Origin of the sequence: Chryseobacterium soli (assembly GCF_000737705.1) — a bacterium.
In the GTDB taxonomy this organism is placed as follows: Bacteria; Bacteroidota; Bacteroidia; order Flavobacteriales; family Weeksellaceae; genus Chryseobacterium; species Chryseobacterium soli.
Genome location: NZ_JPRH01000008.1, coordinates 1 through 26,686 on the forward strand (window position 1 = coordinate 1; position 26,686 = coordinate 26,686).

At 36.4% G+C, this 26,686-nt stretch carries 18 protein-coding genes; 3 read left to right on the top strand and 15 right to left on the bottom strand.

The features are described 5' to 3' along the window. Positions 1-563 precede the first annotated feature (563 nt). On the top strand, positions 564-1,019 hold the full coding sequence (locus tag IW15_RS16355) for a hypothetical protein (protein WP_034713596.1): 456 nt from the start codon (positions 564-566) through the stop codon (positions 1,017-1,019). A gap of 90 nt (positions 1,020-1,109) precedes the next feature. Then, positions 1,110-1,322, top strand: coding sequence for a hypothetical protein (locus IW15_RS16360; RefSeq protein ID WP_034713598.1), 213 nt, complete (start codon positions 1,110-1,112; stop codon positions 1,320-1,322). Positions 1,323-1,376: 54 nt separating this feature from the next. Here IW15_RS16360 and IW15_RS16365 read toward each other — a convergent pair whose 3' ends face one another. The 12 genes from IW15_RS16365 to IW15_RS22865 all read right to left on the bottom strand — a co-directional run bounded on the left by IW15_RS16365 (position 1,377) and on the right by IW15_RS22865 (position 17,144). Continuing rightward, a complete protein-coding gene (locus tag IW15_RS16365) occupies positions 1,377-1,817 on the bottom strand; it encodes a lysozyme (RefSeq protein WP_034713603.1) in 441 nt (146 codons plus the stop codon). After that, the gene (locus IW15_RS16370; RefSeq protein ID WP_034713605.1) at positions 1,814-2,383 is read right to left on the bottom strand and encodes a hypothetical protein; all 570 of its coding nucleotides are present in this window, start codon (positions 2,381-2,383) and stop codon (positions 1,814-1,816) included. The genes IW15_RS16365 and IW15_RS16370 overlap by 4 nt, the downstream gene beginning before the upstream one ends. A gap of 260 nt (positions 2,384-2,643) precedes the next feature. Then, a complete protein-coding gene (locus tag IW15_RS16375; RefSeq protein WP_051882119.1) occupies positions 2,644-3,960 on the bottom strand; it encodes an ATP-binding protein in 1,317 nt (438 codons plus the stop codon). Between the two features lie 559 nt (positions 3,961-4,519). Then, positions 4,520-6,760, bottom strand: a complete 2,241-nt coding sequence (locus IW15_RS16380; protein WP_034713607.1) for a hypothetical protein — start codon at positions 6,758-6,760, stop codon at positions 4,520-4,522. A 357-nt stretch (positions 6,761-7,117) separates the two neighbouring features. Beyond that, complete coding sequence (locus IW15_RS16385) at positions 7,118-8,002, bottom strand: hypothetical protein (RefSeq protein ID WP_034713609.1); 885 nt, start codon at positions 8,000-8,002, stop codon at positions 7,118-7,120. A gap of 143 nt (positions 8,003-8,145) precedes the next feature. After that, on the bottom strand, positions 8,146-9,018 hold the full coding sequence (locus IW15_RS16390) for a hypothetical protein (RefSeq protein WP_034713611.1): 873 nt from the start codon (positions 9,016-9,018) through the stop codon (positions 8,146-8,148). A 334-nt stretch (positions 9,019-9,352) separates the two neighbouring features. Next, positions 9,353-10,630 carry a hypothetical protein gene (locus IW15_RS16395; protein WP_034713618.1) on the bottom strand — a complete coding sequence of 426 codons (1,278 nt, stop codon included), beginning with the start codon at positions 10,628-10,630 and terminating at the stop codon, positions 9,353-9,355. Positions 10,631-10,929: 299 nt separating this feature from the next. Next, positions 10,930-11,340, bottom strand: coding sequence for a 5-fold beta-flower protein (locus IW15_RS16400; RefSeq protein ID WP_034713620.1), 411 nt, complete (start codon positions 11,338-11,340; stop codon positions 10,930-10,932). Positions 11,341-11,494: 154 nt separating this feature from the next. Continuing rightward, positions 11,495-12,556: a leucine-rich repeat domain-containing protein gene (locus tag IW15_RS16405; RefSeq protein WP_034713624.1), complete on the bottom strand. Its 1,062-nt coding sequence runs from the start codon at positions 12,554-12,556 to the stop codon at positions 11,495-11,497. A gap of 4 nt (positions 12,557-12,560) precedes the next feature. Then, on the bottom strand, positions 12,561-16,220 hold the full coding sequence (locus IW15_RS16410; RefSeq protein ID WP_034713626.1) for a phage tail protein: 3,660 nt from the start codon (positions 16,218-16,220) through the stop codon (positions 12,561-12,563). A gap of 315 nt (positions 16,221-16,535) precedes the next feature. Further along, complete coding sequence (locus IW15_RS16415) at positions 16,536-16,916, bottom strand: hypothetical protein (protein WP_034713628.1); 381 nt, start codon at positions 16,914-16,916, stop codon at positions 16,536-16,538. A gap of 60 nt (positions 16,917-16,976) precedes the next feature. Continuing rightward, on the bottom strand, positions 16,977-17,144 hold the full coding sequence (locus tag IW15_RS22865) for a hypothetical protein (protein ID WP_165585213.1): 168 nt from the start codon (positions 17,142-17,144) through the stop codon (positions 16,977-16,979). Positions 17,145-18,599: 1,455 nt separating this feature from the next. Here IW15_RS22865 and IW15_RS22125 point away from each other — a divergent pair. Next, on the top strand, positions 18,600-19,265 hold the full coding sequence (locus tag IW15_RS22125; RefSeq protein WP_051882121.1) for a S24 family peptidase: 666 nt from the start codon (positions 18,600-18,602) through the stop codon (positions 19,263-19,265). A gap of 292 nt (positions 19,266-19,557) precedes the next feature. On the opposite strand, the gene IW15_RS16435 is transcribed toward IW15_RS22125, so the two are convergent. The 3 genes from IW15_RS16435 to IW15_RS16445 form a co-directional block, all read right to left on the bottom strand. Next, positions 19,558-20,241, bottom strand: a complete 684-nt coding sequence (locus IW15_RS16435) for a hypothetical protein (protein WP_034713632.1) — start codon at positions 20,239-20,241, stop codon at positions 19,558-19,560. Positions 20,242-20,395: 154 nt separating this feature from the next. After that, positions 20,396-23,599 carry a hypothetical protein gene (locus IW15_RS16440; RefSeq protein ID WP_034713633.1) on the bottom strand — a complete coding sequence of 1,068 codons (3,204 nt, stop codon included), beginning with the start codon at positions 23,597-23,599 and terminating at the stop codon, positions 20,396-20,398. 93 nt (positions 23,600-23,692) lie between these two features. Continuing rightward, a complete protein-coding gene (locus IW15_RS16445; RefSeq protein ID WP_034713637.1) occupies positions 23,693-26,683 on the bottom strand; it encodes a PKD domain-containing protein in 2,991 nt (996 codons plus the stop codon). Positions 26,684-26,686: the final 3 nt, after the last annotated feature.

The window sequence follows — 26,686 nt, forward strand, 5'->3', positions numbered from 1 at the left end:
TATCATTCTATCTAAAGCCATTCAACGAGATTCAAGGAGAAAGCAGAGGACTAATGCGGCAGAAAAGTCTCAAACTTAGCACGATTCTTAGTTCACCTCTGTTTTCCTTTTAATAAATTTAGATTGTTTTTATCAATACAAAGTAAAGGCACGAATCCTTTCGTGTGGTTTTTAGCATTATAAATCAAACATCGAAAAAACATCCAAAGACTATCAAAGCCCCACCACAAAGCCTGTAGGCCCTTCCAAAGGGTCTGCAGGTACTTCCCTAACCCTCTGGAGGGTCTTCCCAACGGCCCAGACCCCCTTGAGGAACGGGCGACGCCCCCTTACCCAAGGGTGCAGAACCGGTTATGTAAGGGGGTGTAGGGGCTTCCGAACGGTCTGCGGACCGTTATCCAAGGGGTTGCAGCCCATTATCATACTCCCTGAAGGGGGTTATGAACGGGGTAAAGGGATATAGGATGTAATAACGTGATATAAAAACAATAGATATCAAACAAAAAAACAGGATCTTTCAAAAGAAACTCTTAAATTTTCCGTTTAATTCTTAAATTTGGCTCATGCGAAAGAATTTTTATCTCATCATTATATTATGTTCCCTTACCAGCTGTTATACCTATCAGGTAAAAAAGCCAGTGGATCCGGCGGTCAACAATAAGAATGCAGTTGCTGCTGCTCCTAATTCCATGAAAATGAAAGGCGCACCCGCTGAGTCCCAAAACATGAACGTACAACAGGCGCCTGCTCCGGTGAATATTCAGGAGAAACTTGCGCCTAATAAAAATGTTAAAATTAATGTTGATGGCAGATCCTATAAAGTCATAGTGGACCGATGGGAAAGCGACAGTCTGGTGGTTCACCCGGTTCATAATCCTAAAAAAATTCTGAAATTCCACAAGAACCAGATCAATGCCGAGAAAATTGCAGAAAAACGCTTTTCACAACCGATCGCTGATATTATTACGGTTACGGTGTATGCCGGAATTGGTGCTTTAATCTATTTTCTTGTTCGCTAATTTTTTTAAGCTTTTCCGATACACTAATTTAGGGAGACCTCCAGACCAAAGACCTGAATATGCAGTTCAAACAACTATAAAAACATCACCATGAAGCAAAATACCGCTAAAAAACCGGCCAAAACCTGCTACAACCATATTGGCGGGAAACTGGGAACCCTCCTTTTGGAAGAATTTGTAAACAAAGGATGGATTGCAAAAGAACAACCTGATGCCAAGCATTTTTATATTACTGATGAGGGCATAAAGGGCTTTACAACGCTTGGAATTGATCTTTCGCAGATACAATCAGAAGCGCTATAAAAGGAATTACCATAGTTAATAATAACAAAATCCCCACCTCATCGTGGGGATTATTTATTTCGAAAAGAACAGGTCTGCTTCAGCTTTTCTTCGCCTGATGAGGCCATTTAACGTTTTTCCGCCAGCGGTAATGTATTTGGTAGTGAACCAATTTCTGATCTCTGACTCACCTGCTTTTTTATTGATTAAAGAAAACAGCGTGTCGGATCCTCCCGTATTGTAAGTGTGCGATACCAGCGCATCAAACTGGTTTTGGGTAAGCGCAGCTTTTACTTTAGCGTTAACGATTTTTTCGTAAGTCGGTAAAACGGATGAAAATAGTTCTGCACCTTTTTCTTTGCTGATGGCAGGGTCATTCATCGTTACTTTCTTCCCGCCCGGATAATACGTGTTCCCATATCCAATGGTGGGAATTCCTGCAGAATCCAGGTAAGGTTTGCCACTGAAACCTTCGAATGAGATAATCAGCTGTATTCCTTTTTGTGATGTTTTCATTGCTTAAAATATTTATAGGTGAAAAAGAGGAGTATTAAAGTGATTCCCATGATGGTAATGAAAATCCAGGCTGCGACATCCAAACCATTCAGCTGTATTTTTTTTGTTTCTTCAGATATTTTTGAATCCACTTCTCTGATCGTTTCTTTTGAAGCCGTTTCCTGTGTTACGTCCTGAATGGTATGGGTAGATTGTTCTTTTTTACCTTCTGATTTTTGATGGTCAGCCTTGGCATAATGGTTACTGATGATGTATTCCGCAGTTCCCATGATGGAAATACTTTGAAGGGTATCGCTTCCCACCACATTATGGAAAACAAGGGGATTGGATGCATCAGATGTTCCTTTGATCAGCAGATCTCCGGACATTTCACTTTTCTTTTCCTCAAGTATGGCATCAGCAGATGTACTTTGGCCTGTTTTTAAGTTCTGTGCACTAAAAGAATCCGTTTTTACGTTTTCTGTTTCTGTTGTATTTTCTTTATAAGTGGTTGTAATTTTGTGTTTACTTCGGCAGCCCAAGAGGAGGCTGCTCCAAATGATCAGCAGCATAATTTTTACTTTCATGAGTTTTGTTTTTTTTAATTAAATGAATTTATTAAGTGGTGAAGCCGGGAGCTGGAAGACGGAAGTTATGAAGGCCATAAGGAACAGCTTCTCCCGACTTTTATCTTTTTAAGCACTAATTCCATTAAGTTGATGGATGCCTTCACGAATTATGAGAATACCAAACCTCTCTCCCAGCCTTTTCCCACTTCATTTTTTTGTCCCAAATTCAGGGTTGCGTTATTCGGAGGAAAGTTGAGTCGCTTATTGATATTCAATTTTTACATGAATATTTTATCTTCTTTCACGTACTCTTTTTTGATGCTTTCCAATAACAGGTCTATACTTACTTTGTAGCCGGGCTCTTTCAATGCAATTGCTTTTAAGCTTACATCCTGTATGATGTTCATGATATTGGAACCGGTGAGCTCGTACCGCTGGGCGATTTTATCCAGATCAATGTCTTCCAATTGTAATTGTTCGGGTAAATTTTGCTGCCAGATACGCAGACGCTCTTCATGCTTTGGATTGTTGAATTGTATGCAGCTATGAAAGCGTCGCGTAAAGGCTGTATCCATATTATTTTTAAAGTTGGACGCCAGAATAATAAGTCCGGAAAACGTTTCTATCCGCTGTAACAAATAAGAAACTTCCTGATTGGCGTATTTATCATGAGCGTCCCGTACACTGGTTCGTTTTCCGAAAATAGCATCTGCCTCATCAAAAAATAAGATCCAGTTTTTGTTTTCCGCTCTGTCAAATAATTTTGAGAGCTGCTTTTCGGTTTCTCCGATGTATTTCGAGACTAACATAGAAATATCGACTCTGAAAACGGGGCGTTGCGTGTATTTTCCCAAAAGGCTTGCAGCAAGGGTTTTTCCGGTTCCCGGTTCTCCATAAAACAACACGCGTAAGCCTGGCTTAAGTTTTTTCTGCATGTCCCAGTCTTCCATAAGAATCCGGCTGCTGTGATACCAGGATTCAATACTTTGCAGCTCATCCAGTGTGGTTTGAGGAAGGATCAAATCTGTCCATGACCGGCGGGTGTGCAGCTGTTCTGCCGGGAAATCATTGCTCATTTTCGGCAACACTTCCACTCCAAAAATGATTGCATTGAAAGCTTCCTGATGAATATTTATCTGGCTATTTATGGAGGTATGATCGAGAGCTGACCCTGAAAAAACAATGAGCTCTTCTTTCATCAACACCGAATTTGGACCGAAATACTCCAACACATTCAGCCGCTCCGAAATGCTGTCTCCTCCCAAAATATATTGAACGGCCTGAATAGTCGGGTAAAAGAGCCTACCACTGTCATTGGTTGAGCAGAAGTCAAACAGCACGCTGTGGGGAAACTCCAAATATATGCGTTTCAGCAATGATGGATCCAATCGTGGCAATAAAGCTATTAATAGAATAACAACTTCCTGATGGGTAAGCTCTTTCCCTGAAATATAATCTCCTAATTGAAAGTCTTCATGGTTATTAGTATTAAATTCAGGTGCACCTATAGTAAAATCTTCTGAAGAATTGTTGATACGCCATGTAATAACCTCTTCTAAGTGAGTAAATAATTTTTGTATCTGTTTTTGTTCCATTGGTTTTTTAGTCTTTTTTATTTTTTAAAATTCAAAATTTACTCTTCTTTATCTTCCTGAATACATTTTGCTCCGTTTTCCCGCATGCAGCAAGAATCCTTTTTTTGAAGTATGAAATTGCTGAAAACACCTGTTAATTCGTCACTAACAATAACCCTCAACCGAAAGTTGCTCCCATTGGAGAGTCTTACCGAAACTGCCGGAGCAGTTCCTTTTTAGAAAGTCTCTCACTTATTGGAATTCCTACTTTTTAAAGAAATCAATCTTACCTTTGAAAGAAAACAATAGATCTTATCCAGTATTTCAAGAGTAAAAGGCTTCCCATTAAAGGGTATCCTACTCGATTGAGGTTTTTTAGTGTTTGGGGTTTGGTTTTTAGGGGTGTATGGATGATCCGGTAAGCGGTTGAGGTTATGTTTTATTTGATTTGGTAATCGTATTTAACTGCTTTCCGAATGCAATTAGTATTGATGATTGAAAGTTCAAAATTCAGCTATTTTTTGTTCTTATAAAAGTTTTTCGGGCTTACCGTCCTGTAGTTGCAGTAACTCTTATTTTTCTAATCATAGACATAAATTTCAATAATTCCGAATTCCCCGCCCATGTCCACAGGGGCATACACTTCGCTGGGGCTATGAATATTCAGCTTTATGACGTTATCATCCAATCGTACGGCCATACAGTCTACCGGAGAGGATTTGCTAAACGGCATATTTATTTTGCTGTTAATCCAAACTTTGCCTTTGGGGAAAGCTTTATCTAATTTCCCAGTATAGAATCCAACATCATTACGTCCCCAGCTAATATCTCCAATCGTATTTTCCAATACCATAAATGCAGGATCAAAGGAATTTTCATCCGCCTGTAACAGGGCTCTGTAGATTTTATACTTAGGTTTTATTTTTTCATCAACCCATCTTTTCTGTACAAATGAGTGGTCTTCATAATTATCTCCGTAATATTCAGAGGAAACTATACCAGGGCCATAGGTAGGTGCTTTTACCTCAATTCTATCCGACCATTTGTTTAGGTTTACAGATTTTCCATTTACGCCTATATCCTGAGATAAAACAATTTGAGAGGGGTTAATCAGCAATTGGCTTTTATCTCCGCTTGAGGGATCTCCCGAAATAATCGTTGTATACCCGTCAGTAATAGATAGTGAAGCTGAACCACTTTTTATTGATGCTGATTCTTCCGTAGAAAACTCGATGATTCCTGTCACCGGTTTTCCTGATTTGGTTCCGGATAACGGGATATGTTCCTGCTTATCTTTCAGACCAAATGTTCCATCTGGTTTGGCTACTACATCTTTTGTAAATAAAGCATCTGCCACAGGAAGTCTGAGAACCTGCAAACTTGTATCAAACCTTAGCCAGCGGTCAGCAAAATTCCCTTCAATGAAATGAGTCTTATAATAATTATTGTCTTTTGCTAAAAAATTATTGATAATGAACTTATTACTCTGAAGGCCAATTAATTCCAGATTGGAACCGATAATGACATTGTTCTCCCCCCAAATTCCGTTAGAATGTCCTGAGGAGCCTGCTCCAATGACAATATTTGAAGACCAGAGACCTGAACCGCCCCGGCCCCAAAACTGACCGGCCTGATACCCTAAAAATGTATTGTTATTACCGGCAATAAAACATCCAGTCCATTTTCCAAGCATGGAGTTTCCTGTTCCGCCTTTAAGTCCGTACCCTGATGAAACCCCTATCAACGTGTTATCATTTCCTGTAGTAAGTCCTGTGGCAGACTCTAATCCCATTACCACATTAGCGGATCCTGCTGTAACATCTTTCCCTGCATAATGTCCTACAACCGTATTGGCCTGTCCTGAGGTTATCGATGGCAAACTGTTGTATCCTAAGGCTATATTATAAGTTCCCGTGTGAGCGGTATTCATATTTCCGAAGAAAAAAGAATAGGTAGATTTGTTTACCCCTAAAACTGCATTTTTACCGGGTAATCCTGATCCGGAAACATCTTCAGTAAAAGCAATGCTGTTGGGAGAATAATTATTTCTGTTAACTACTGTGGCAAGGGTTTCGTCCGGTAAAGGTTGTGTGGTGGTAACTCCGGATTGTCTGTTTATGTAAAATTTCCCATCTGATGAGGGTTTGTCGACTTTTGCATTCAGTGCTCCCTGCAAACCTTCTACCATTCCTATGGTAACGTTTGAAATTCCTGTAGGGAGATAGTTATATTTATTTGTCTTTTCACCTCCTTTGAACATGTAAAGAGTATAATTCTCTCCATTCACCGGAATAGCAATGAAATCGTTATCTTCAAAAACATAGGCAACCGAATGATCAGCAAACTCTGAAATTGTAGTTTCAACAGCTTCTATTAAATTCGTTATACCTAAAGCTTCAATTTTTTCTGCCAGAATTTTCTGATCATCATTCACAAAGTCGCCCAGCATCATATATTTTGAGTCACTCTGGATTTTGGTATAGACGCTCCCAATATGGTCTGTATTATCAACAGTTCCTATATTTTCAGGCAATTCTCCAACTCCTAACGCTGCTTTCCATGCCTGAACATTGTTACTGTCTAAGTTTGATGCATCTTTTTTAGCTAAATAATGAACATGAGCATCCGGACTTGAAATATGGGCTTCAAAACTCGTTTTGTCGGCTTTATTTTGCAGTTCACTTTCTAATCCCATCACTTTATTGGTAGGAATAGTCTCGTCTTTGTGCCAAAAAGAGGACCATGAAGCCTGAAACTGTTCCTGAGTAGGAGAATCACCGGTTTCGAAGTAGCTGTATATTGTATTTAATGGTATTGACATTTCGTTTATTGATTTTTATTTTTTTTTAGAATGATAGAATGCCTGAGCAGGCTTGTACATTTATATCTAATTTATAGATGTAAAGAATACATTTGCGGTATTGTTAAAGTTGTATTTCAGCAATACCAAACCGGTATTGAAGTAGCCGTACTATACTACCACCAAAGGATGTGGAGCCGGCTGTTTTGGTACTGTAATCCACAGTTTCATTGGTCATCCAATCGCAGAAATCGGCATATTGGTATGCGTAGAACAGGGGTTTTGTAACCTTACGTATATCTGCTGCTACTTTTCTTAAGGTATTCTTACCATATCTGTTTCCCTTATTTCAAAAGAGTGTACAGTTTTTTAAACTCCTTATGTCCAATTATTTCCAGGGTCTTGTGGTATTATATCTCCATAATCACATTCGATTCTTATGTTTCTGATCTTATTTATTACACCACCACCCCAACTATTCTGATTATTTTGTCCGGCATTCAGGTAACCTGTCATTAAAAGACCTTCATTATCTGTATCATACACTTTGCATACTATGGACTGCTCGGTTTTTCTAAGGTCTACATTGTAGTACAGATAGAGAAAATCCCCTATATCGTAATGATCGGTAACGGTATCTTCACTTCTGTATATATCCCCCCAGCTGCCTGCTTCTGCCCTATACTGGATAAGTACTCCCGTTTTATTAATAAACCTGATACTTGTGTTGACAATGTTTACTTTTCTTCCTAAATTTTGCTTTACAATTTGTATGGATAATCTTTTCCCTTCAAGTGTTCCCAATTCGAACCCATCAGGAATCGCAGGCAGATTATTTCCAAAAAATTTATTAATTGTAAAGTTCTGATTGATTTGATAAATCAAGCTATAGTATTCGTTTTCGCCTAATTCTTCTCCAGAGATTTTTTTTACTTTAATGGTGTAAGGTTCACTGCCTAAGAAGTACCGTTTTTCCATGCGATAAGAAGTATTCCCTATTGTGATCTCCTGATCTTCTTCATCACGGGAGCTTATCGCAATGGGGAATTGTAAGGTTCCCACCTGGCTGCTTGAGTAGTCAATGTATCCGTTGTCAAGAGATGCAAGGATATTGGCAAGGATTGCTGTTTCTTTATTGGTCATGACATCTTCTTTAAGTGTTAAAGAATCTATCAAATCTGAAAATTGACTTTGTGTAGGATATTTACCTTTTTCAAAATAAGTTTTTAACTGATCTCTTGTACTTAGTTTATTTTTTTCCATATTATTTACTATTTTTTACTGCTGATGCTTTTTTAATAGTCCCGGGTATCTTGTGAGACTGTCATTTGGAATTCTTTCATCTGGTCTCATTACCAAAAAGTGTAAGTTTTTAAGGTGCTGATTGCTGCTTAACTATTTTCTACTTAATCTTCGAAAGTTATATAGTCACACTCAATTCTTACGTTTCTGATTTTCAGTACCTGACCGCCAGTATAAACATCCTGATTGTTTTGCCCGGCATATAAGTAGCCTGTCGTTAAAAGATTACCATTATCTTCATCATAGACCCTGCATTCTATGGACTGAGCGATGTTGCCAAGGTCAGCTCTATAGAATATGGACAGATCATCCCACAGATCATAATGACTGGTGACCATATCTTCAGTGGTGTAGTCATCACTCCAGTTAATTGTAGACACCCTGTATTGAATAGATTCTTTAGTTTTATTGACAAGTTTAATACTTGTATTTATCACACTTATTTTTTGTCCGAATTCCTGTTTATTTATTTGCATCTGAAAGTTTTTAGCATCCCCCGCCAGCGTTCCAAATTTAAATCCGTCAGGAATCGCAGGCAGATTATTCCCGAACATTCTTGCAATAGGATATTGTGATGGTATATAGGAACTCATAACATAGTACTCGTTTTCTTCCAATCCTTCTGCTGAGAATTCTTTTGCCTGAATGGTATACGGCCTATTTCCAAAGAAGTATCTTTTTTCTTCCGGATAGTTGTCTCTTCTGCCCAATGTAATCACCTGATCTTCTCTGTCTTTTGAACTTATAACAATCGGGAATTCTTGATCTTTAATATTACCCGATAGATTATAGGAAATGAATCCGTTTTCAATAGATGCCAAATTATTGGCAAGAGCTACCATTTCGTCATTGGTCAGAATATCTGCTTTATGTCTTAGAGAATCTACCAAATCCGAAAATTGGCTTTGTGTGGGATATTTACCTTTTTCAAAATATGTTTTTAACTTCTCTCTTGTAGCTAATTTATTTTCTTCCATAGTACTTTATTATTCTTTACGACTTATATTCTTAGTATCATTAATTGCTTTTGGGAATTATGATGTAAAGCCAAAATTCCTCTTTTTATTGTTTCTGTAAAAGTTTTGTGATCTCTTTATTCTGTAGTTGCAGGAGCCTTTATTTTTTGAGAACAGGATGGTTAGCTCTTTTATTTCGAAGCCCAAAATTCATTCTTTTTTCATTCCTGTGAAAGTTTTTGGTATGCTCGGTTCTGTAGTTGCAGTAACCTTCATTTCAGAATGAGATGATTTTTCACTGAAAAGCAGCTTCTATAAGACAGCAAAAATGAAGTATCAAAATGAATTTGGTTTTTTATAACCGAATTGGGGTATCTGTAGCCTTAGTATATTCCAGGATGATATGAAGTGACCAGTCAGCCTTTTGACCATTGATTTGTACAAAATCTAATAAAGAATCAGCATGGTTAAAATTAACAGATAAAGTTTCAGCATTTGCTATATTATAACTGTGAGTACCAATTCTTGCTGTACCATTTATAAAAACATGTTCTATATTTAATGTTTCTAATTCTATTGATTTACCGGGTTCCGTTTCTGAAATATTATCTATGATTAAACTTCTGTAAATTGGCTTTTTATACTCACTATCAATCTGAAAATAATTACCTGTTAAAGTTTCATTACAATAAATATTAGAATTTGTTTTTTCCTCCAGCCCGAATGTTCCGTCCGGTTTAGCAACGATGCTTTTGGTAAACGTAGAATCAGCCTGTGGAAGTCTGTGAACTTTTAGTGAAGAGTCAAAGTCTAAAGTTCTTTCTACAAAATCTCCGCCTATAAGAGGAAGTGTGGTGTTATGGTTTAATACTGCTTCTGATGAATGGATAACTAATTTATTATTTGTTTCACCGCCTATGGGAGCATTTGCCCCAATGGTAACATTATTATGGCCTTTTAGATTATTCGGTAAATCTGTGGTGTAGCCTGATCTGAATCCTAAAAAAGTATTATAATTGTAGTCCTGGGTATGCAGAGTTCCACCATCCACAAATCCGGAATGGCTACCTAAGGCCGTGTTACCATACCCGCCTATAAAGTTACTCATCGCAACCCGACCGACAGCGGTATTATTAGTACCTGAAACAAAATAATACATACTGGCCTGGCCTACTACAACATTCCAATACCCTTCTTTCAAAGCATTCATTGAAGCAGATCCTACCACGGTATTTCTGATACCGGTCGTAAGTTTCCATAATGCATGATTTCCCAAGGCTACATTTTCACTTCCGGTAGTAATTTCCTGCAAAGCTCCGAAACCCAATGACTGATTATAAATTCCTGTATGATCCGGATTCATATTTCCAAACCACTGAGACCAGGTTTTTGGGTTGAACCTTAATTCAACTCTAGTAGAAGGCGTTGTTCCGCTTTGAAAAAATTTAATCCCTTGTTCAGGAATCTTATTATCTCTATTAACAACAGTTGCCAATGTTTCCTGTGACTCTATATTTTCTTCTTTATGCCAATAGGAATCTATAAAATCTGAAAATTGACTTTGGGTAGGATATTTTCCTGTTTCAAAATAGGTTTTCAACTCATCTTTTGTGGTTATTTCTTTTTTTTCCATACTACTTTACTATTTGTAACTGCTTATATTTTTAACGTAATTGATTTTTAAATCCTATTTTATTTTAAAGTCCAAAATTCATTATTTTTTCATTCTTATTAAAGTTTTTTACCCCCTATAGTCTGTAGTTGCAGTTAATTAGCATAGCTTAATGAAATGAATGATATCTATTTAATATGGGATAGTATACTCAGAACTTTATGCTTATAAAAAAGGTAAGGCTCGGATTATAAAATCCAAGCCTTACCCTTTTAACCTATATCCTCAATGGGATTATTTATTCTATATAGAACTGATAATTATTCTACTTTAAAGAAGAAGAAAGCCACCGCTGCCCATTCTTTTTTAATTCCGCTCGCATACCCAATAGTACCGTGACTGCTGTTTTCTACCGTTCCATTGTCTTTGATATACCCGATAGTGCCGTGACTGCTGTTTTCTACGGTACCGTCTTTTTTTACATACCCTACCGTGGAACTGCTTTTGTTTTCTATCGTACCATCGCTCTTGATATAACCAATAGTGCCATGGCTTTTATTTTCAATAGTTCCATCGTTTTTAATGTAGCCTACTGTTGCATGGCTCTTGTTTTCTATGGTACCATCACTCTTGATATACCCTACGGTACTGTGACTTCCAGATTCAATGGTTTGTGCACTTACAAGGGAAAGACTGAAGAGGAAGGAGCAAATGAATAGTGTTTTTTTCATGGGATAGATTTTTGATGGGTTATTGTTTTTGGTTTATTTATTTTTGCCAAAATATAGCGAGTTTTTTGGAAATAAAAAAGCGAAACTTCTAATAGAAATTTCGCTTTAAAAGCTTTTTAATTATTTATCTTTCGAATACTATTGTAAACAAAGATTATTCAAAAATATCTCTGGGGCCACGATATAACGTTGTAGGATAACGATAGTCTTTGTTATAATTAATCTTAACATTTTTTGGTGCTATAGCTTCAATCTTGTCAAGATCCTTAATACCACGTATGTATATCTGGCATTCTGAAACCAAATTATTAAAAAATGTAGTATCAAAATAGCTAACATCTCTACTAGGTTCCAACAATAAAAGCTCAAGATGTATAAGGCTGTCCAAATTCTCAACTTTATTTACTTGATTTTCATTAAGACTCAACCATTTTAAATTGGTTAAATTGTCTAATCCTTCTATTTTTGAAATTTGATTAAAATTTAAATCTAGAACTTCTAACCCAGTCATGTTTTCCAAGCCCTCAATCCGTTTTATACGACCTGTAGAGATGAAAAATTCTTTAAGATTTTTTAATGATTCCAATCCTTCAATTTTTTCTACAAAAGTTCCATCCAATTTAAGGCTTTCCAAATTTGGGAATTGCTCCAAATGTTCTATTTTTTCTATTTTAATTCCTTCTATATTCAATGAACTAATATTTTTATTTGCACTGACTTTTTTAATACTATCAATTTGACTATAAGATGCATCTAAGTGATACAAGGATGTTAGACCTTCTAAATTTTTCACCTCATAAAGACGGTCACTTCCACCAATCAGTAACATCTCCAAATTAGTAAGGTAACCAAGAAATGAAGTATCTTTAAGATTTGTACCTCTTAAATCCAGTTTTTTTAGATTTTTCAAATAGCTCAAATATCCCAATGTTGATCCATGTAAATTATTAAGACGTAAACTTAGTTTTTCTAATCGAGTAAATGATTTTAATGCCCTCAAGTTTTTGACATGGCAGCCTATGACAGCTAAATTAACTACACTTTCGGCTATGGGCAATAAGACATCAAGTTCTTTTAAATTGACTTGTCGTAAAAATAATGTTTTAACATTTCCATCTTCATCAACATCATAATAATTTTTTGCTTTGATGTGTTTATTAGAAAGGATGATTTGAGTATCAAACTCTTTTTCTATTTTTTTTATAAAATCTGTCATAATCTTATTTTCTTTTTCTACCTTTTGTAATTGAACCTCTTCCTTGTTGATATTTTATTAAATCTACAAATTTGTCTTCGTTCTCTGCTCCTTCAGGTTTATGTTTTATATCTGACATTAATTTCTCTTTTAAAATAAACATTGCAAATGAAAAACAATCTACAACCCCGTAAGAATATTCCAATACTTCCCAATCTTCTTTGTAACTAAGTAGCTTTGAGTCTGCAAAATCAACAATATTTGCAATATTTTTTGGATTAGCGTTTAGAATTATATAATTATTCACAAAATCTTTACCTATCATTCCTGCAGCTTCTACATTAACAATTCCATTATCCGGATACAATGCTCGTACCTCTACATCAGTACCAGTTCCTCTAAGATCAAACATTACTCCTTTTGGTAAGACTGCTCTAAAATGATGTGGATTGGTTTCTCTAATCATAGCTACTTGGTTGGATTTTAGCGGAATTTCTTCACCATCTTTTATTCTTAATACTGTGCTTTTCCCCCTTGGGTTAATCTCACCAAATATATAAACCCATTTTCCAGTTTTGTCTATTTTTTCTGTAACAATTTTTAATTCTTTTAGTTCATAAGTCTGTTTTATATTTTCTAAACGCTTCTCTCTCTCTTTTGAAGTTAAACTATCATCTTTTAACAGTTGTACACCTTCTCTTATCCCTTCATCTAAATCCCTTTTCTTTTCTTCAGTAGTACGAAGGTCTTCTCCCTTTTTCTCCTTCTTATCTTTCTTGTCGCCAATACCAATCTTCCCAAGCAATCCTTTAGCCTTACCTTTCACAAAGTTCCAGAACTTGACAATTGCATTTTTGATACGCTGACGTATCTTTTGGATTACGCCAACCACTTTGTCTGCCAATCCGCCAAGACCTGCTAATGATGCTAAAAAGCCAATCACTACAGGAATTGCTCTTCCTAATGCATTTTCTATCGCTTTCGCTACTGCCCCTACATTTCCGCTGGCAATAGCTTTGATACCTTCCGTAAAGGCTTTCACCAGTTCCATGATCTGGGCTGCCTTCTGAACAAAGAATTTCACCAAATCGATAATCATCATTGCCGCTTTTACAAACGCTCCTGCCGGAGTAAGTAAGCCCATGATAAATTTGATTCCTGCCTGTATCGCCTGCGTTTTGATGATATCGATAATGGTATCCATTACCGTAGCTTTAATATCAGCAAACTGTTCTTTTACATGTTCCCAAAGTCCGGCAAAACCTTCTTTCTGAACCATCTTCACCATCGCAAAACTTTCTTCAAGGGTCTTCATCGCAGGTTCTCCCAGTACGTTAGCTCCGATATCCCTGATGTCATTCCAGGTTAAACCAAGCATCTGTGAACTGATGGAGAAAATCCCTTTTAGTGAGAATATATCTTCCGGCATCGTGAAAGAAATATTTTTCATCGCTCCGGTCAGCCATCCGAAGAAACCTGTTTTAAGATGTGTCCAAATGTTGGTTCCGAAATTAGTAAATCCTTGCGAAACTCCAGCAATAAGATTAGATAAAAATCCAATCGGGTCTGCAACAATTGCCATTACCGCACTTGCTGCTCCGGAAAGTAACTCGGTAAGCGTTTTGCGGATCTCCTGTATTGTTTTCCAGACTCCTGCTGTTGCTTCTTCTAAAGATGATAAGAATCCACTATTCCGTTTTTTAATATCAACAATCAGTTCATCAACTTCCTTCAATGCGGTATTGTACTTAACGGTCAATGAGTCGATCAATGAAGATTCTTTATCACTGATAGAACTTTCAAGCTCTTTAAACTGTCCCTGAATAGCATCAATATCTCCTTTGATGGCTTTTCTGACATCGGCAGGAAGATTTTTAATAAAAGAAACTACTTTCTGACGTCCGGAAGTAATGGTGGCTTTCGCATTATTCAATCGTTTAGTTACAAGATCTGCAATTACCACAATAACACTCTCCATTGCTTTCGTGAAATTAACCCTTCCCTGCTTATAATATATATCTACTTCATCCGGTAATTTTCTGTTTACAGCATCTTTTATACGTTTACCATAGCCACGTACGTCATACCATTCCCCGTAACGTTTTGCTTTGTATGCTTCTAATTTTCGGGTTACTTCTTTTTCAAAAGCATCTTTGGCTTTTTTAGCTCCATCATCAAATAACTGGGTCACTTTAGTTTCCAGATCATTCAGCTCGCCATCTACAGATTTTTTCGTATCTGTATAAATCTGGTTCAACTGACTGACCACTTCCTGATGTTTACCTGTATTTTTCTCACCGGCTTTTTGTTGTTTACCGGTTACACCATCGAGCATTTCTTTTCTGCTGTGGTGCATTCCTTCCATCGTGCTGTTGGTTTTGCTTTGCGCTGCCTGCTTAGAAGCTTCCAGCTTTTTGCTTTCTGCAGTTTTAAATTCTTTAGGCGCATTTTCCGCATTTGCTTTGGCTGCTTTTTTAGCATTAAGGGCATTGATGAAATCAGGCTCGTTTGAGTTGGCCAGCTGCTCATCGGTGATATTATTTTTAGCAAATTGCTGTTCAACCGCTTTATAACTTTTAGTAATCGGTTCACTCAGCTCAGAATCACCTCGTTTAGGAGGCATTGCATCCGCAGCTTTTATATTGACTTTTGAACCTATTTTCGGATCAGGGAGTGCTGTTGCCATACGCTGTGCAATTTTAGCCTCATTCGGTTCCTGCTTAGCAACGGCTTCAATACCGCCTGTTACATTATTTTTGGATACCACCACATCTCCTTTAATAGATTTGTTGACTGCATCAATATTATTACGGCTTTCAAAATTATCAGCGTCTCTTTCGCTTACCGGTAATCTCACGCTGTTGATTCTAGTCATCAATTTAGCCTTGAAATCAGCAGCTTTGAAAGGACTTGCTTTTTGCTGATCTAGCTGCTCTACCTTCTGACCTCTTGCTTTGGATTTTCGTTCTCCGGCAGGGACAGCTGCCGCTGCATTGGCATGAGATTCGGCTTTTTCTTTAGTAGTATGGGTTCGCTTTGCTTTAGCCGTACTTTTAACCAGACCAACAATTTGATTAAATTGAGGATCACTATTCGCACTGGCTGGTGTAGTTCTCGCTCCGGCATCTTCCTGCTCACCGGGTAAAACAAATTCTGCACTCATATCAGATGCTACAACAGATTCCTGAATAGCCTGCCCTTCTACAGAAGCAACAGATTCTGCTATTTCCGGAGTTGCCGTTTCAGAATTATCTTTGCTACTCTGAGCCATAACAGCTTGTTCCTGCACGGTCTTAGGCACATAAGTTCCGGATTTAAGATCATGGTAGTCACGTACCTGATCAACATTCAAGGTGGTCATATACCCTTTCTCTACCTCTTTGGTCTCGGGATGATTAATATCTCCGGTTTGCGACAAACTCTCTTGAAGTTTGCCATACATGATTTCAGAGCCCTGCCCGTAAAGGGTTTGCGGACTATGAACGGCTGCAGTGGTATTATTAAGATTAAGCCGGTTGCTGTTTGGATTGGCTAATCCAGCATTAACGATAGAGTCTCCAGACTTTTGTGTACTGACAATTTCTACCTCGGATAGAGGTACCACCACCGACTCTTTCTGCCTTTGATTTTTGCTCTGGCCGTGGTTGGATTTGCTGTCTTTTTCTACAGGATTTGCTGTTTTCATTGACTTAGTTTTTTATTTGATATTGAGTTAGAAGGCATATAAAAACGCAATTGATACCATTGCGCCTTATATCCCTGTAGGATCTGGAAAATCAGATCGTGTATGGTGGATTTTTCAAGAATGTAAATAACCCAGAAGTGATGTCCGGTTTTGTGATGAGAAACAGGTAATACCGGTTCACTTCCAGGTTTTACTCTCTTGTTTTTTGAGTTTTCAGGGTTATAGGTTCAAAATTCACTCTTTTCCGGGAGAATTATCTGTTTTTTAAGTGATGGATTCTGTAGCTGCAGTAAAGAATTGTCCTTACTTGATTTTCTATTGAATCACATCATCTTTTTTCTCTTCTTCCGCATCAGGTTGTCTGTCTGTCTTAACGCCGTATCGATTTTCGATAAAAAGGTTCACTGCTTTATCAATCCAGTTCGGCAGATTGGTCGTGATCATTTTCAGGAATTTATCGTAGCCATACCCAAGTACAAACAATACTCCTGTTGAATACCATTTGTCGTGCAGTTCAGCCCTGTTCATTAAATAGCTCATTGTAAAGCCAACAATGACTACGATGGCTAAGGTGATAAAGTGTTCCCACGGCTGTTTTTTCTCTTTATTTTGTATTGAGACCAGCACCCTTAATAATCCGCCTGAAAATGCTATTGCAGTTCCGATCAAGAGTGCTTTTATACTATCAAAATTCATTATTTTTCTATCTATTATTTATTAAAATATTTCATCTTCCTACTACTTTTATATGTCTTATTATTCTTGATCAAGCATATACATGTCATCTAAAAACCTTTTGCTTTTCCGAATATTTTCGTTTTCATTTGCATAAGCCCACTCGTCAATAAGAGCATTGATGTCTTTTCCAGGTTTTTTCAGTTTTTCTTTATCTTTCTTCTTTTTTTTCTTATCCTTTTTTTTCATGGTTTCTAATTTTTTAATGAACATTGATTTTTTCAGTCTTTTGAAATTGATTTTCTAACAATCCAAGGTCAAAAACGGTTTCTTTTTTTCAGGTACATGCTTCACCTGAAACAATAGATCTAAAAAGTAAAAACCGTTTTTTACCTTAGTATTTTACCTACACATTTAAATTTTGGGAAAGACGCCAGGACAGCCCTTTAATTCATCTACTTATGAGATTGTATGGGACGGTGTAATACCTTTGAATCCTTTTCTCTTTTTAGAATATATAATTTCAAAATCTGCTTCATGGATCACTGTAAGCTCTAAAAAATCATTGTAATGAGGTTTAATACAATATCCATATCATGCAAGACTGAGCTTTGTTTTACTCCCTGCAAGCTAACTTTGAAGAATAATGTTATATATGGTCCTTTCGGACAAAAACAACATTTCTGTTAACTCGGTAACAATGACTTTCATCTGTTTGTTTTGATTACGTTTTACATACTCAATGACGAAATCTTTTCTTTTCTCTACTAATTCTTTACTGCGTTTCATGTTTTTTTGGTTAAAAGTTTTTGTTTTTTTTAAATTAGACAGGCTTTCATATTTCTTAAATTTTACCGTTTAATTGAGTCCATAAGAACCCTAAAAGGCATATTTCAAGCCTTTGAACGGATGTCTGATTACATTATTTAATGTTGGTTTTTTTAGAAGTCGATACCGGTATTTTTTCAATGGAAATAATACTCCAACTTCTTTATTTTAAATTTTGCTTTTTGTAAATAACTCTATTGATGCTTATAAGGAATTGATGTCTTATAATCAGGTGAATAACCGGAATTTACTTCTTGTATTTGTTGTAAAAGAGCGCAATATTCTATTTGTCTTCCTATGATCTTAAAAAAAGATTGAGCTTATCTCACAAGTTTTGTTCTGCTCTACAGGATGTATTAACAATTATACTGGCAGCTATAATTAATCGATGTCTTATATACTGAACAGTAGTGTCGGACTACATTTTTTGATGTGTTTTTTATTTCAAAAAAACAACGAGCTAAACGGTTGTTTTATTTTAAATCAATCAAAAATAAACGCAATTTTGTCATTATTGAAAACACACAAAACAAACAAAACTACCATTACAATAAAAAACATGCACTTTTATCACTTTATTTAAGGTTGTAAAAATCATTTTGTTCTAATTAGCGCTGAACAAAATAAAAAAAATAAAATACGACCATAAGATGCATTAAGTACAAAACATTTATTTAACTTTTTGATTACAAGGACTTACACAGCGTAAGCAAAGCTTTTAAATATTAAAATAACATTATATTATCAATATAATTTTGTATATTTGTGCGGTTCCGTTATAACAACGAAACAAATATACGAACATTGTTCGTTTTTCAAAATAAAAAATAAACTTTTTGCTTATTTTTTTTTAAAATAAACTATAAACATATCAAAATGACCTATTTAGAATTCAAAGAGATCAGAAAGAAACTAAACATGAAGCAGGCTGATATAGCAAAATCAATAGGAGTGGGTACCAGAGCTGTACAATATTGGGAAAAAGGCGAACGGAAAATACCGGAAACAACCGCTTATTTTGTCACCAACTTACTGTTAGACCAACAAAAGAAGCTCAATGAAGATAGTGCATCTCCTGTTGTTTTTTCAAATCTAACAATCATGAACGTTCCGCTTGCGAATCAATATGCACAAGCTGGCTACCTAAGCAGGTTTGCAGATGAAGAATACATTGAAAGCCTGCCCACAATCCCTTTTACTGATGATGTAGAGCACCGGGGCGAATACATGTGTTTTGAAGTAAAAGGAGACAGCATGGACAACGGATCGTACGAAAGCTATCTGGAAGGCGACATTATTTTATGCAGAAATATCAGACAGGATTATTGGATGAGTAAGCTGCATTATGATAAGTGGGATTTTGTAATCGTTCACAAAGAAAAAGGAATTCTGGTAAAGCGAATCATCAACCATGATGTTGAGAGAGGCATTATCACCCTCCATTCTCTGAATGAATATTATGAGGATTTCGAAATCCACCTGAAGGATGTTGCAAAGCTTTTCAATATCATCAGTACCAGACGTAAAAACAATAGAAGATAACTGAAAAAACTACTTGACTGAATAAAATCCTCAAAATTGAGGATTTTATTGATTCTTTTTAGATAACCTTAATGAGGATAATCAAATTAAACGAAGATGAATGGTTACGACACCAGTTGATGAATTTACATCATCAATTTCACCTTCGTTATAACTTGAGAATCTCACTGTTTGATTTCATATTGACTGAATCAACAGAGCAAAAACACATAAATTTTGATACTGTTGAAATTATGTTTTATAAATAAAAGACAACAGAACAAAAAACGATCTAGCTGTACCAATCAATTATCTATTGAATGTAATCTGTTCCCAACGCATAATTTACTTTTGAATCTACTATAAAAGCAAAAATTCTTTTTACATTAGTATTTGGTCCAATATCCTGCGAATTCAACGATAATGCGTCAATGGCTGAAGGATTCGGCGTATTTACAGTACCTGTCGTACCTGTCGTGCTGTAGGTGAACATATTCCCTGTTGTTTTACCCTGTGATCCGCTTTTTATGAGATCTGTTGAAAACTCTATCCGATCTCCAACTCTTGCTTCAAATGATTTCCATTGCTCTATCGGATTATTATACTCCGTATTGACATCTTTAGTATCCACAACGACCTGTCCATTCTTTTTAATTAAAAAGTCGACTACAGTATTGGAATTATACGACTCAGGCCTCTTAGCATGATTATAAAATATGGTCCTGATCTCACCGTTATTACAGTCTCCAATTTGAAATGAGCTTGTACTTGTAGCAAAAGCTCCGCCTACAGATAGCTTTACTGTCAAATCGTATTTTTCAGGAACTTGAATTTGCGGAAGAATTGTCAAACCATTGGGATCTATATTACCTAAATCAACTGGATTTCCTGATCCCTGGATTTCATAGGATGCAGTTGTAATTGCATTCGCACTTGTTACCGGTATGGAAGATGTATAATCTATCTCAAATGAAATCTCGCATTGTGCTGCTTCCATTATATTATTTTTTTATTGTTATTATTATTTTATGAATATAGGAGGGTGTTTTATTTCTTACAATGGTTAAAACACCCTTTTGCGTTATACATGATCTTTGACTGTAGATAAATCTCAATCTATTTTCATGTATGACCAGATACAAGATTATTATTTACCTGGATATATTTACTTTTACCGTTTTGGCATCAAATACACCAGTATCAGCATCAATAACCATAAATTGGAATTCATATGATCCCGTGTATAAACCTGTGACTTTTACAATTTCTTCATTACTTACATCAAGTACTAATGTCTTACCGTTATCACTATACGTCTGGAACCATGAATAGTCAAGATTTAAAGCTCCGCTACCCTTACCTTGTAATGTAAAAGACCCTTGAGATGCAGAAACATTTTTATCACCCTCTACTTCAGCTAGAACCGCACTAGGGATATCTTCGCAACAATTTCCTTTTGGGAATTTAATGCTATTTATAACAACCGTCGGAACGGATGGAGGATCATACCAGTTGCTTAACGAAATGGTCTGATTACAATCACCGTTACTTACCATCACCTTTATCACCGGAATATTTTTTGGATTCACGTTGTACAGTTTACAAATGACATTCCCATCAGAATCTGGATTTACTGGAGACTGATTACCATAATCTCCAAAATTCCAACTGTAATCATAATTCATGAAATCTTGTCCAATTTGTTGGGAAACCTTAAAGTGTATTACTGTTTCATTTGAACTACCACTTGGATAATCAACAGATTTAACAACTACAGTAACTGCCGGCTGCGTAATAACTTTAATACTGCAGTTGGTTGATTGCCCGTTTACCGTAAAATGAATAACCTGACCATGTAAACTCTTATCTACCTTTTTCGGATTAAAGAAATATTTTCCATTGAGCATTTCTACACCTCCGTTTAAACTTGTATTCACAACAGCTTTTACTTCTCCATCTGCAGGAGATACTTCAAAAGGAGTGAGAGCTGATTCAGAACAAATAACATCTTTTTCTTTTGGCAAACTTAATTGAACCTGAGCTTCATACCAATCACTGATAGCGATATCCTGAGAACATCCCCCGCCGTCTACCTGTACTCTTATCGTTGGGATTCTTGTTGGGATAAGATTGTGGAAAGTATAGCTCACAAATCCTCTTGCATTTGGTTTTAATGTAACCCAGCCTCCATTATCCCAGAAGTCCCAGCTGTAATTGTAATCTGTAAAGTTTTGCCCGCTAACAGTAAAGTTTACCGTTACCTCTCCAGAGTTACCGTCTGGATAAACAACAGAAGCAGCAACTATATTTACTTTCGGTTCCGAAATAACTTTGATACTGCAGTTGGTAGGTTTTCCGTTTACTGTAAAAGTAATTTCCTTATCATGTAAACTCTTATCTACCTTTTGCGGATTAAAGAAATATTTTCCATTGAACATTTCTACGCCTCCGTTTAAGACTGTATCAACAACAGCTTTTACTTCTCCATTTACAGGAATTACCGTAAAAGGTAGATGATCTGCTTCAGCACAAATAACAGTACCTGGCAAACTTAATTTAATATCAATTTTTGGGGTACAGCAGATGTATGGAAGCGAAAAATCTGCGATCACTCTGGCATCTCTTCCAATAGTTTCATACACCATGATAAAAGTACCTCCACGTTCTACTCCACGTTTATGTTCAAGCCCCGAATGTTCCGCTACATAGTCATTAAAATAAGCTTTAAACAAATCTTTATTATCTACCAATTCGCCTAAAGACAAAACCATCACATCAAATCCCAGCTGTTGTTTATCCTTAATCTCCTTTATTTGTTGAAAAGCTTCTTCGTAAAGCATTCCCTGGTGGCCCTCGATGTTATAAAATGAATTTTTATCTATATTAAAATGTAAAGGATCATCTGATATCTGCGTATTTGGTGAAAAGAAATCAATACCATATCCTAAATTATCTTGATAAGATCGATTGCCTGTTTTATCAAAATTCCATGTTTTCAATAGGTCTTTTGTACTCTGATAATAAAAAGGAATTGCTTTATTACTCAGCGGATTTAATTTTTGCGAAGGAATAATTTTAATTTTTGCCGCTTCTTCAAAACTGGTTGAATATCTAAAATTCTGTGTTTGTAGAACAAAACGGTTAACTAATACCTTGACTCTTTGTGCTGCTTTCTGATCATCTAAAACAGGCGAATTATAAAACTGATGTCTAAAAGAATCTAGCAGGATACCGGATGCTAATTTTCCAAGCATGATGTGTTTAGGAAAAGAACTCAAATCCGGAAAATCTTTGGTAAATGATTTAGGAAGGAGCTTTATAATTTCTGAATATGTCTCCATCAAATCTTTTACCACGTCATAAGCATACTGAAAACCAAATTGCTGATCCAGGCACTGCTGCAAAACATTTTTAAACATGGCATGGTTTACCCCCTGACCTCCAATTATTTCTGAGATTTTATTAATTTTCTCAAAAACAAACTCGCCATAATTATTTTTTTCTAAAGCAGTTATGTATAAGTCTTTTAAATCAGCAGAAGAAATTTTTTTTTCAACGCCATTGTTTACAATAAGATGGTCTACAATAACCCGCTCTTGCTTGTCAGGTCTCAATACATCCTCAATAAACAAGGGATGGGGCTGAATGAGATCTTTTATTTTTGGGGGAATTGTACCATCTACAGGATCAGGCATCGGTAAAAAATCATCGCCAAGAATATTAGCGATTCCTTTTGTTGTAGTAACTAATACTTTAAGGTTTCGAATTTGTTGAACTCCGTGATTATCACAATCTACTCCCTTGCAGGGCTTAACTTCTTTTTCATAATTCTCTAAATACAGCAATAAGTATTTCTCTTCTATATTTGAAAGATTACGAATGGGCTGAAAATCTGAATGGGCTTCCTGAGCTGTTGCCAATTCCCAAAGCTCGACCTGTTCTCCTCTGCCGTTGTTCTCATAAAATGCGGGATATCCTACTTTGAAATTATCATATGCTTTGAAATGTGTGTAATTTTTACTTTCTATGTTAATGGTTTTTAAATCACTTACATACAAATCTTTACTTACCTCGCTTGTCGTATTTAAGGTGAGCAAATCTCCGTCCGTTGTTAATGCTGCTCCCTGCGAAAGCTGTATACTGCTCAACAGTTTATTGGCATACGTAAGATTGGGCTTGAGGCCACATACGATACCTACTCCCTGCAGCATCACTCTGGACAAACGGTCCTGATCTTCAAAAAAATCCAAAAATTCGTTGAACTGAGTATGTTCTATATATTGGCCTTTACTGAATTTGCGATATTGAGTTGATATACTGCTCAGAGCAGATATACCACTTAATTGTTTATTCATTATTTTTAATTTTTTAATGATGTATTAAGATCTTTTAATAAACTTCATAGACAGCAGAACTATCTATGAAGCTATTATACTTATTCCTTAGCATTATCTTTTCTCTCCTGTACAAGGATTGATTTCTAAGAAATTGCCAATTGGATAACCGGAATAAATTGGCGTAGGATCATTGGCCAGGAACAACTGAGTATATGCTACACCAGTGTGGCAATAACCTCCTACCAATGCACATTCAAGGGAGAATGTTACAAAACCATCAGAAGCTCCTGCTGCTAATTGTACTGCTTCGTCTGTAGTGATAACAATTTCATTGTATCTGCTAAGTGAATTTGTACCCGGAAAGATATTGTGCCTATCCTGATCTCCGTTTGTATTACTTAAATGAACATTTCCTTTTCTCAGTCCCCTTGGATCTGGTGGCGGCGGGGTGGAACCTGTTATTAAATGTTGATTTCCTAACAAATTAAAACTGGCATCATTACATTCATGATAATCATCTATACCATGTCTGTACTGAATTACCACTCTCATTCCATCCAAACATACCACTGTCATTTGTCCGGTTATTGTTAACGGAGCGACAGCAAGGTTTATACTACAACCGTTTTTATTAGTTACGGTAAGCGTTGGATTAAAGGTATCTTCTTTGCCTGCAATAAGAGCATAGGTATGCTGAACAATTCCATTGCCCGGTAATGTGGTTAATGTCAATAGAGGCGTACCATCTCCAAAGTTGAATGTATAAGTAAGTCCAGTGTTGTTCCCTGTAACGCTAACATGGAAGTCAACAGTAGCATTTGGGTCTGATGTGTCTGCACCATAAGTAACAGCGCCTGTAACCACGGATGCAACGGGTTGTTCGTACACGATCAACTGTACATCCACAGGATCATCATTAACCGTGAAAGTAATTTTTTGTCCTAAATAAGTTGCATTAACCAAACTCGGATCGAAGAAGCTTTGACCTCCGGATTGTGTAATTGCAGGGATTTGAGTATTGTTTACAAATGCTTTTACTTCACCATTTACCGGAACGATTGTCATTGCAATTGGAGCATCTTTTTGACATAATGCAGTTGCCGGTAATATTAGGGATACAGGATCTTTTTTAGAACAACATAAGTATGGCAGTGAGAAATCAGCCAAAACCTGATTTTTTGTTTCTGAATCGTAAATCAAAACAAAGGTTCCACCCGGTTCTACACCGGCAACATGTTCCAAGCCAGATTTTCTCTCTAAAAATTCACTTAACAGTTCGCTTACCACATCACCTTTTTTAGGATCCTGTTTTACAACAGTAATACCGTCTGATGTAGTTTCTTTTGAGAATTCAGCCTGGTTTAATAATCTTAGCTTTTCATCTAATTTGGAGATGTTCAGTAACGTATTCTGAGAGTTTCCTTTCTGATTGCTGATATCGCTTGAAATTGTTACCAGCTGCTTTCTGAGATCATCTATTGATACTGTTTTTTCTTTAACCGGTACTTCAGCATCAGGTTTTTCGCCTTTTTGTAAAACGAGTGCAATGACATCAAAAGCCAATCCGTATTTTGTTTTCAGATCGTTGATATTTTGTAATGCGGTTTTGTACGGCAATCCCAAATGACCTTCAATTCTATAGAAGTCATTGTTATCAATGTTATAATTTAATGGATTCTGAACAAAGTCTTCTCCGGCCAAATTGGTTGTATGATAGCTTAAATTGTACGTTTCTCTATCGGTTTTTGTTTTTTCAAAGTTCCATTGGGCCAGTAATGGTTTATTTACATCATAATAATAAGGGATTGCTTTATCACCCAATCTTACATACATATTAGAAGGAGTAATTTTAATCGCTCCGACATACGATTGAAATCCATTGATTTTCTGTACGAAACGGTTGGCAAGCATGATCACTCTTTCGTAATTCTCATCTTCAGTGGTGGTTACAGGTGAATTATAAAAACCATGACGGAAACGGGTATGATCTCCTAATTCTAGTTTTGCTCCCACAGGACCTAACAGAAGGTGTTTAGGGAAAGAAGCGATGCCCGGGCAACATTCAGCATCAAGATGCAAAATCAATCCTTTTATTTCATTGTAGGTATCAATGAGGTCTTTTAGTAAATCGTACCGATACTGATAATCGTCTACACCTTGTCCTGTAAAGGACAATAAAGAATTCAATTTATCAAAAAGTGTTTGTCCGCCCAGGTTCATACTTACTTTAAAAGTATCTGCAATTGCATTAAAGCCATCACTTAATTCTGCAACAGCACTAATGGCAGTTTGAAATCTTTTTTTCAATTCCTGTGCTTCTGTGACTTCAGGGTCCAGAATTACCCTTTTGGCTTCTATTTTAGGTAAATGATCAAAGAGTTCTTCATATGCATTGTGAAGTTTATAAATGGTGTCTTTTGCATCACCTTTAGCCATAAGATCTGAAACAGCTTGTGAATCTGCTAAAAGTACTTTAAGATTAGACACTTGCTCTGCTCCGGTATTGTCACAATCAGCATCTTCACATGGTGACTCTTCATTAGAGTAACTTTCTAAATACAGAATTACAATTTTGTCATATACATTAGTGATTTCTTGTGTATGTTTGAAATCGGCAACATTGGCACCCTGGTTTTTCAATTGATCATACTCAGCCTGCGTAATCAACTCTAAAAGAGGAATCTGCTTACCTGCAATGCAAAAATGTTCATATCTGACTTTATCGGTATAATCTCTATAGTACTTATAACTATTACTATTAAAGTCTATTCCAACCTCTGACGGATTATTTCCTTGTTTACGCAGCGTTATTAAGTCTCCATCTGTGGTAACTCCCACACCTTGTGTAATTCCAATCGTATTAAAGTCCAGATCCAAATCTCCAGGCTTAGACTCTTTTTTTACCAAAGCAGGCTGGAAGATAAAATCTGAGTACGCTGATTTAAATCCACATACTACTCCTACACCACTCAAACGGGTTCTTGATAATCTGTCCTGATCTTCGAAATAGTCTATAAATTCATTTAATTGCCCTTCTGTTAACGCTTGATTTTCGTTGAACTTTCTATATTGGGTTGTTATATTATCTAATTTAGTATTCATTGT

Bases quoted from the DNA above. Each gene is read 5' to 3' on its own strand.
- IW15_RS16410 (WP_034713626.1), bottom strand. From the start codon at position 16,220: ATGAAAACAGCAAATCCTGTAGAAAAAGACAGCAAATCCAACCACGGC.
- IW15_RS16355 (WP_034713596.1), top strand. From the start codon at position 564: ATGCGAAAGAATTTTTATCTCATCATTATATTATGTTCCCTTACCAGC.
- IW15_RS16360 (WP_034713598.1), top strand. From the start codon at position 1,110: ATGAAGCAAAATACCGCTAAAAAACCGGCCAAAACCTGCTACAACCAT.
- IW15_RS16375 (WP_051882119.1), bottom strand. From the start codon at position 3,960: ATGGAACAAAAACAGATACAAAAATTATTTACTCACTTAGAAGAGGTT.
- IW15_RS16400 (WP_034713620.1), bottom strand. From the start codon at position 11,340: ATGAAAAAAACACTATTCATTTGCTCCTTCCTCTTCAGTCTTTCCCTT.
- IW15_RS16435 (WP_034713632.1), bottom strand. From the start codon at position 20,241: ATGGAAGCAGCACAATGCGAGATTTCATTTGAGATAGATTATACATCT.
- IW15_RS22125 (WP_051882121.1), top strand. From the start codon at position 18,600: ATGACCTATTTAGAATTCAAAGAGATCAGAAAGAAACTAAACATGAAG.
- IW15_RS16390 (WP_034713611.1), bottom strand. From the start codon at position 9,018: ATGGAAGAAAATAAATTAGCTACAAGAGAGAAGTTAAAAACATATTTT.
- IW15_RS22865 (WP_165585213.1), bottom strand. From the start codon at position 17,144: ATGAAAAAAAAGGATAAGAAAAAAAAGAAGAAAGATAAAGAAAAACTG.
- IW15_RS16395 (WP_034713618.1), bottom strand. From the start codon at position 10,630: ATGGAAAAAAAAGAAATAACCACAAAAGATGAGTTGAAAACCTATTTT.
- IW15_RS16415 (WP_034713628.1), bottom strand. From the start codon at position 16,916: ATGAATTTTGATAGTATAAAAGCACTCTTGATCGGAACTGCAATAGCA.
- IW15_RS16385 (WP_034713609.1), bottom strand. From the start codon at position 8,002: ATGGAAAAAAATAAACTAAGTACAAGAGATCAGTTAAAAACTTATTTT.
- IW15_RS16370 (WP_034713605.1), bottom strand. From the start codon at position 2,383: ATGAAAGTAAAAATTATGCTGCTGATCATTTGGAGCAGCCTCCTCTTG.
- IW15_RS16405 (WP_034713624.1), bottom strand. From the start codon at position 12,556: ATGACAGATTTTATAAAAAAAATAGAAAAAGAGTTTGATACTCAAATC.
- IW15_RS16445 (WP_034713637.1), bottom strand. From the start codon at position 26,683: ATGAATACTAAATTAGATAATATAACAACCCAATATAGAAAGTTCAAC.
- IW15_RS16380 (WP_034713607.1), bottom strand. From the start codon at position 6,760: ATGTCAATACCATTAAATACAATATACAGCTACTTCGAAACCGGTGAT.
- IW15_RS16365 (WP_034713603.1), bottom strand. From the start codon at position 1,817: ATGAAAACATCACAAAAAGGAATACAGCTGATTATCTCATTCGAAGGT.
- IW15_RS16440 (WP_034713633.1), bottom strand. From the start codon at position 23,599: ATGAATAAACAATTAAGTGGTATATCTGCTCTGAGCAGTATATCAACT.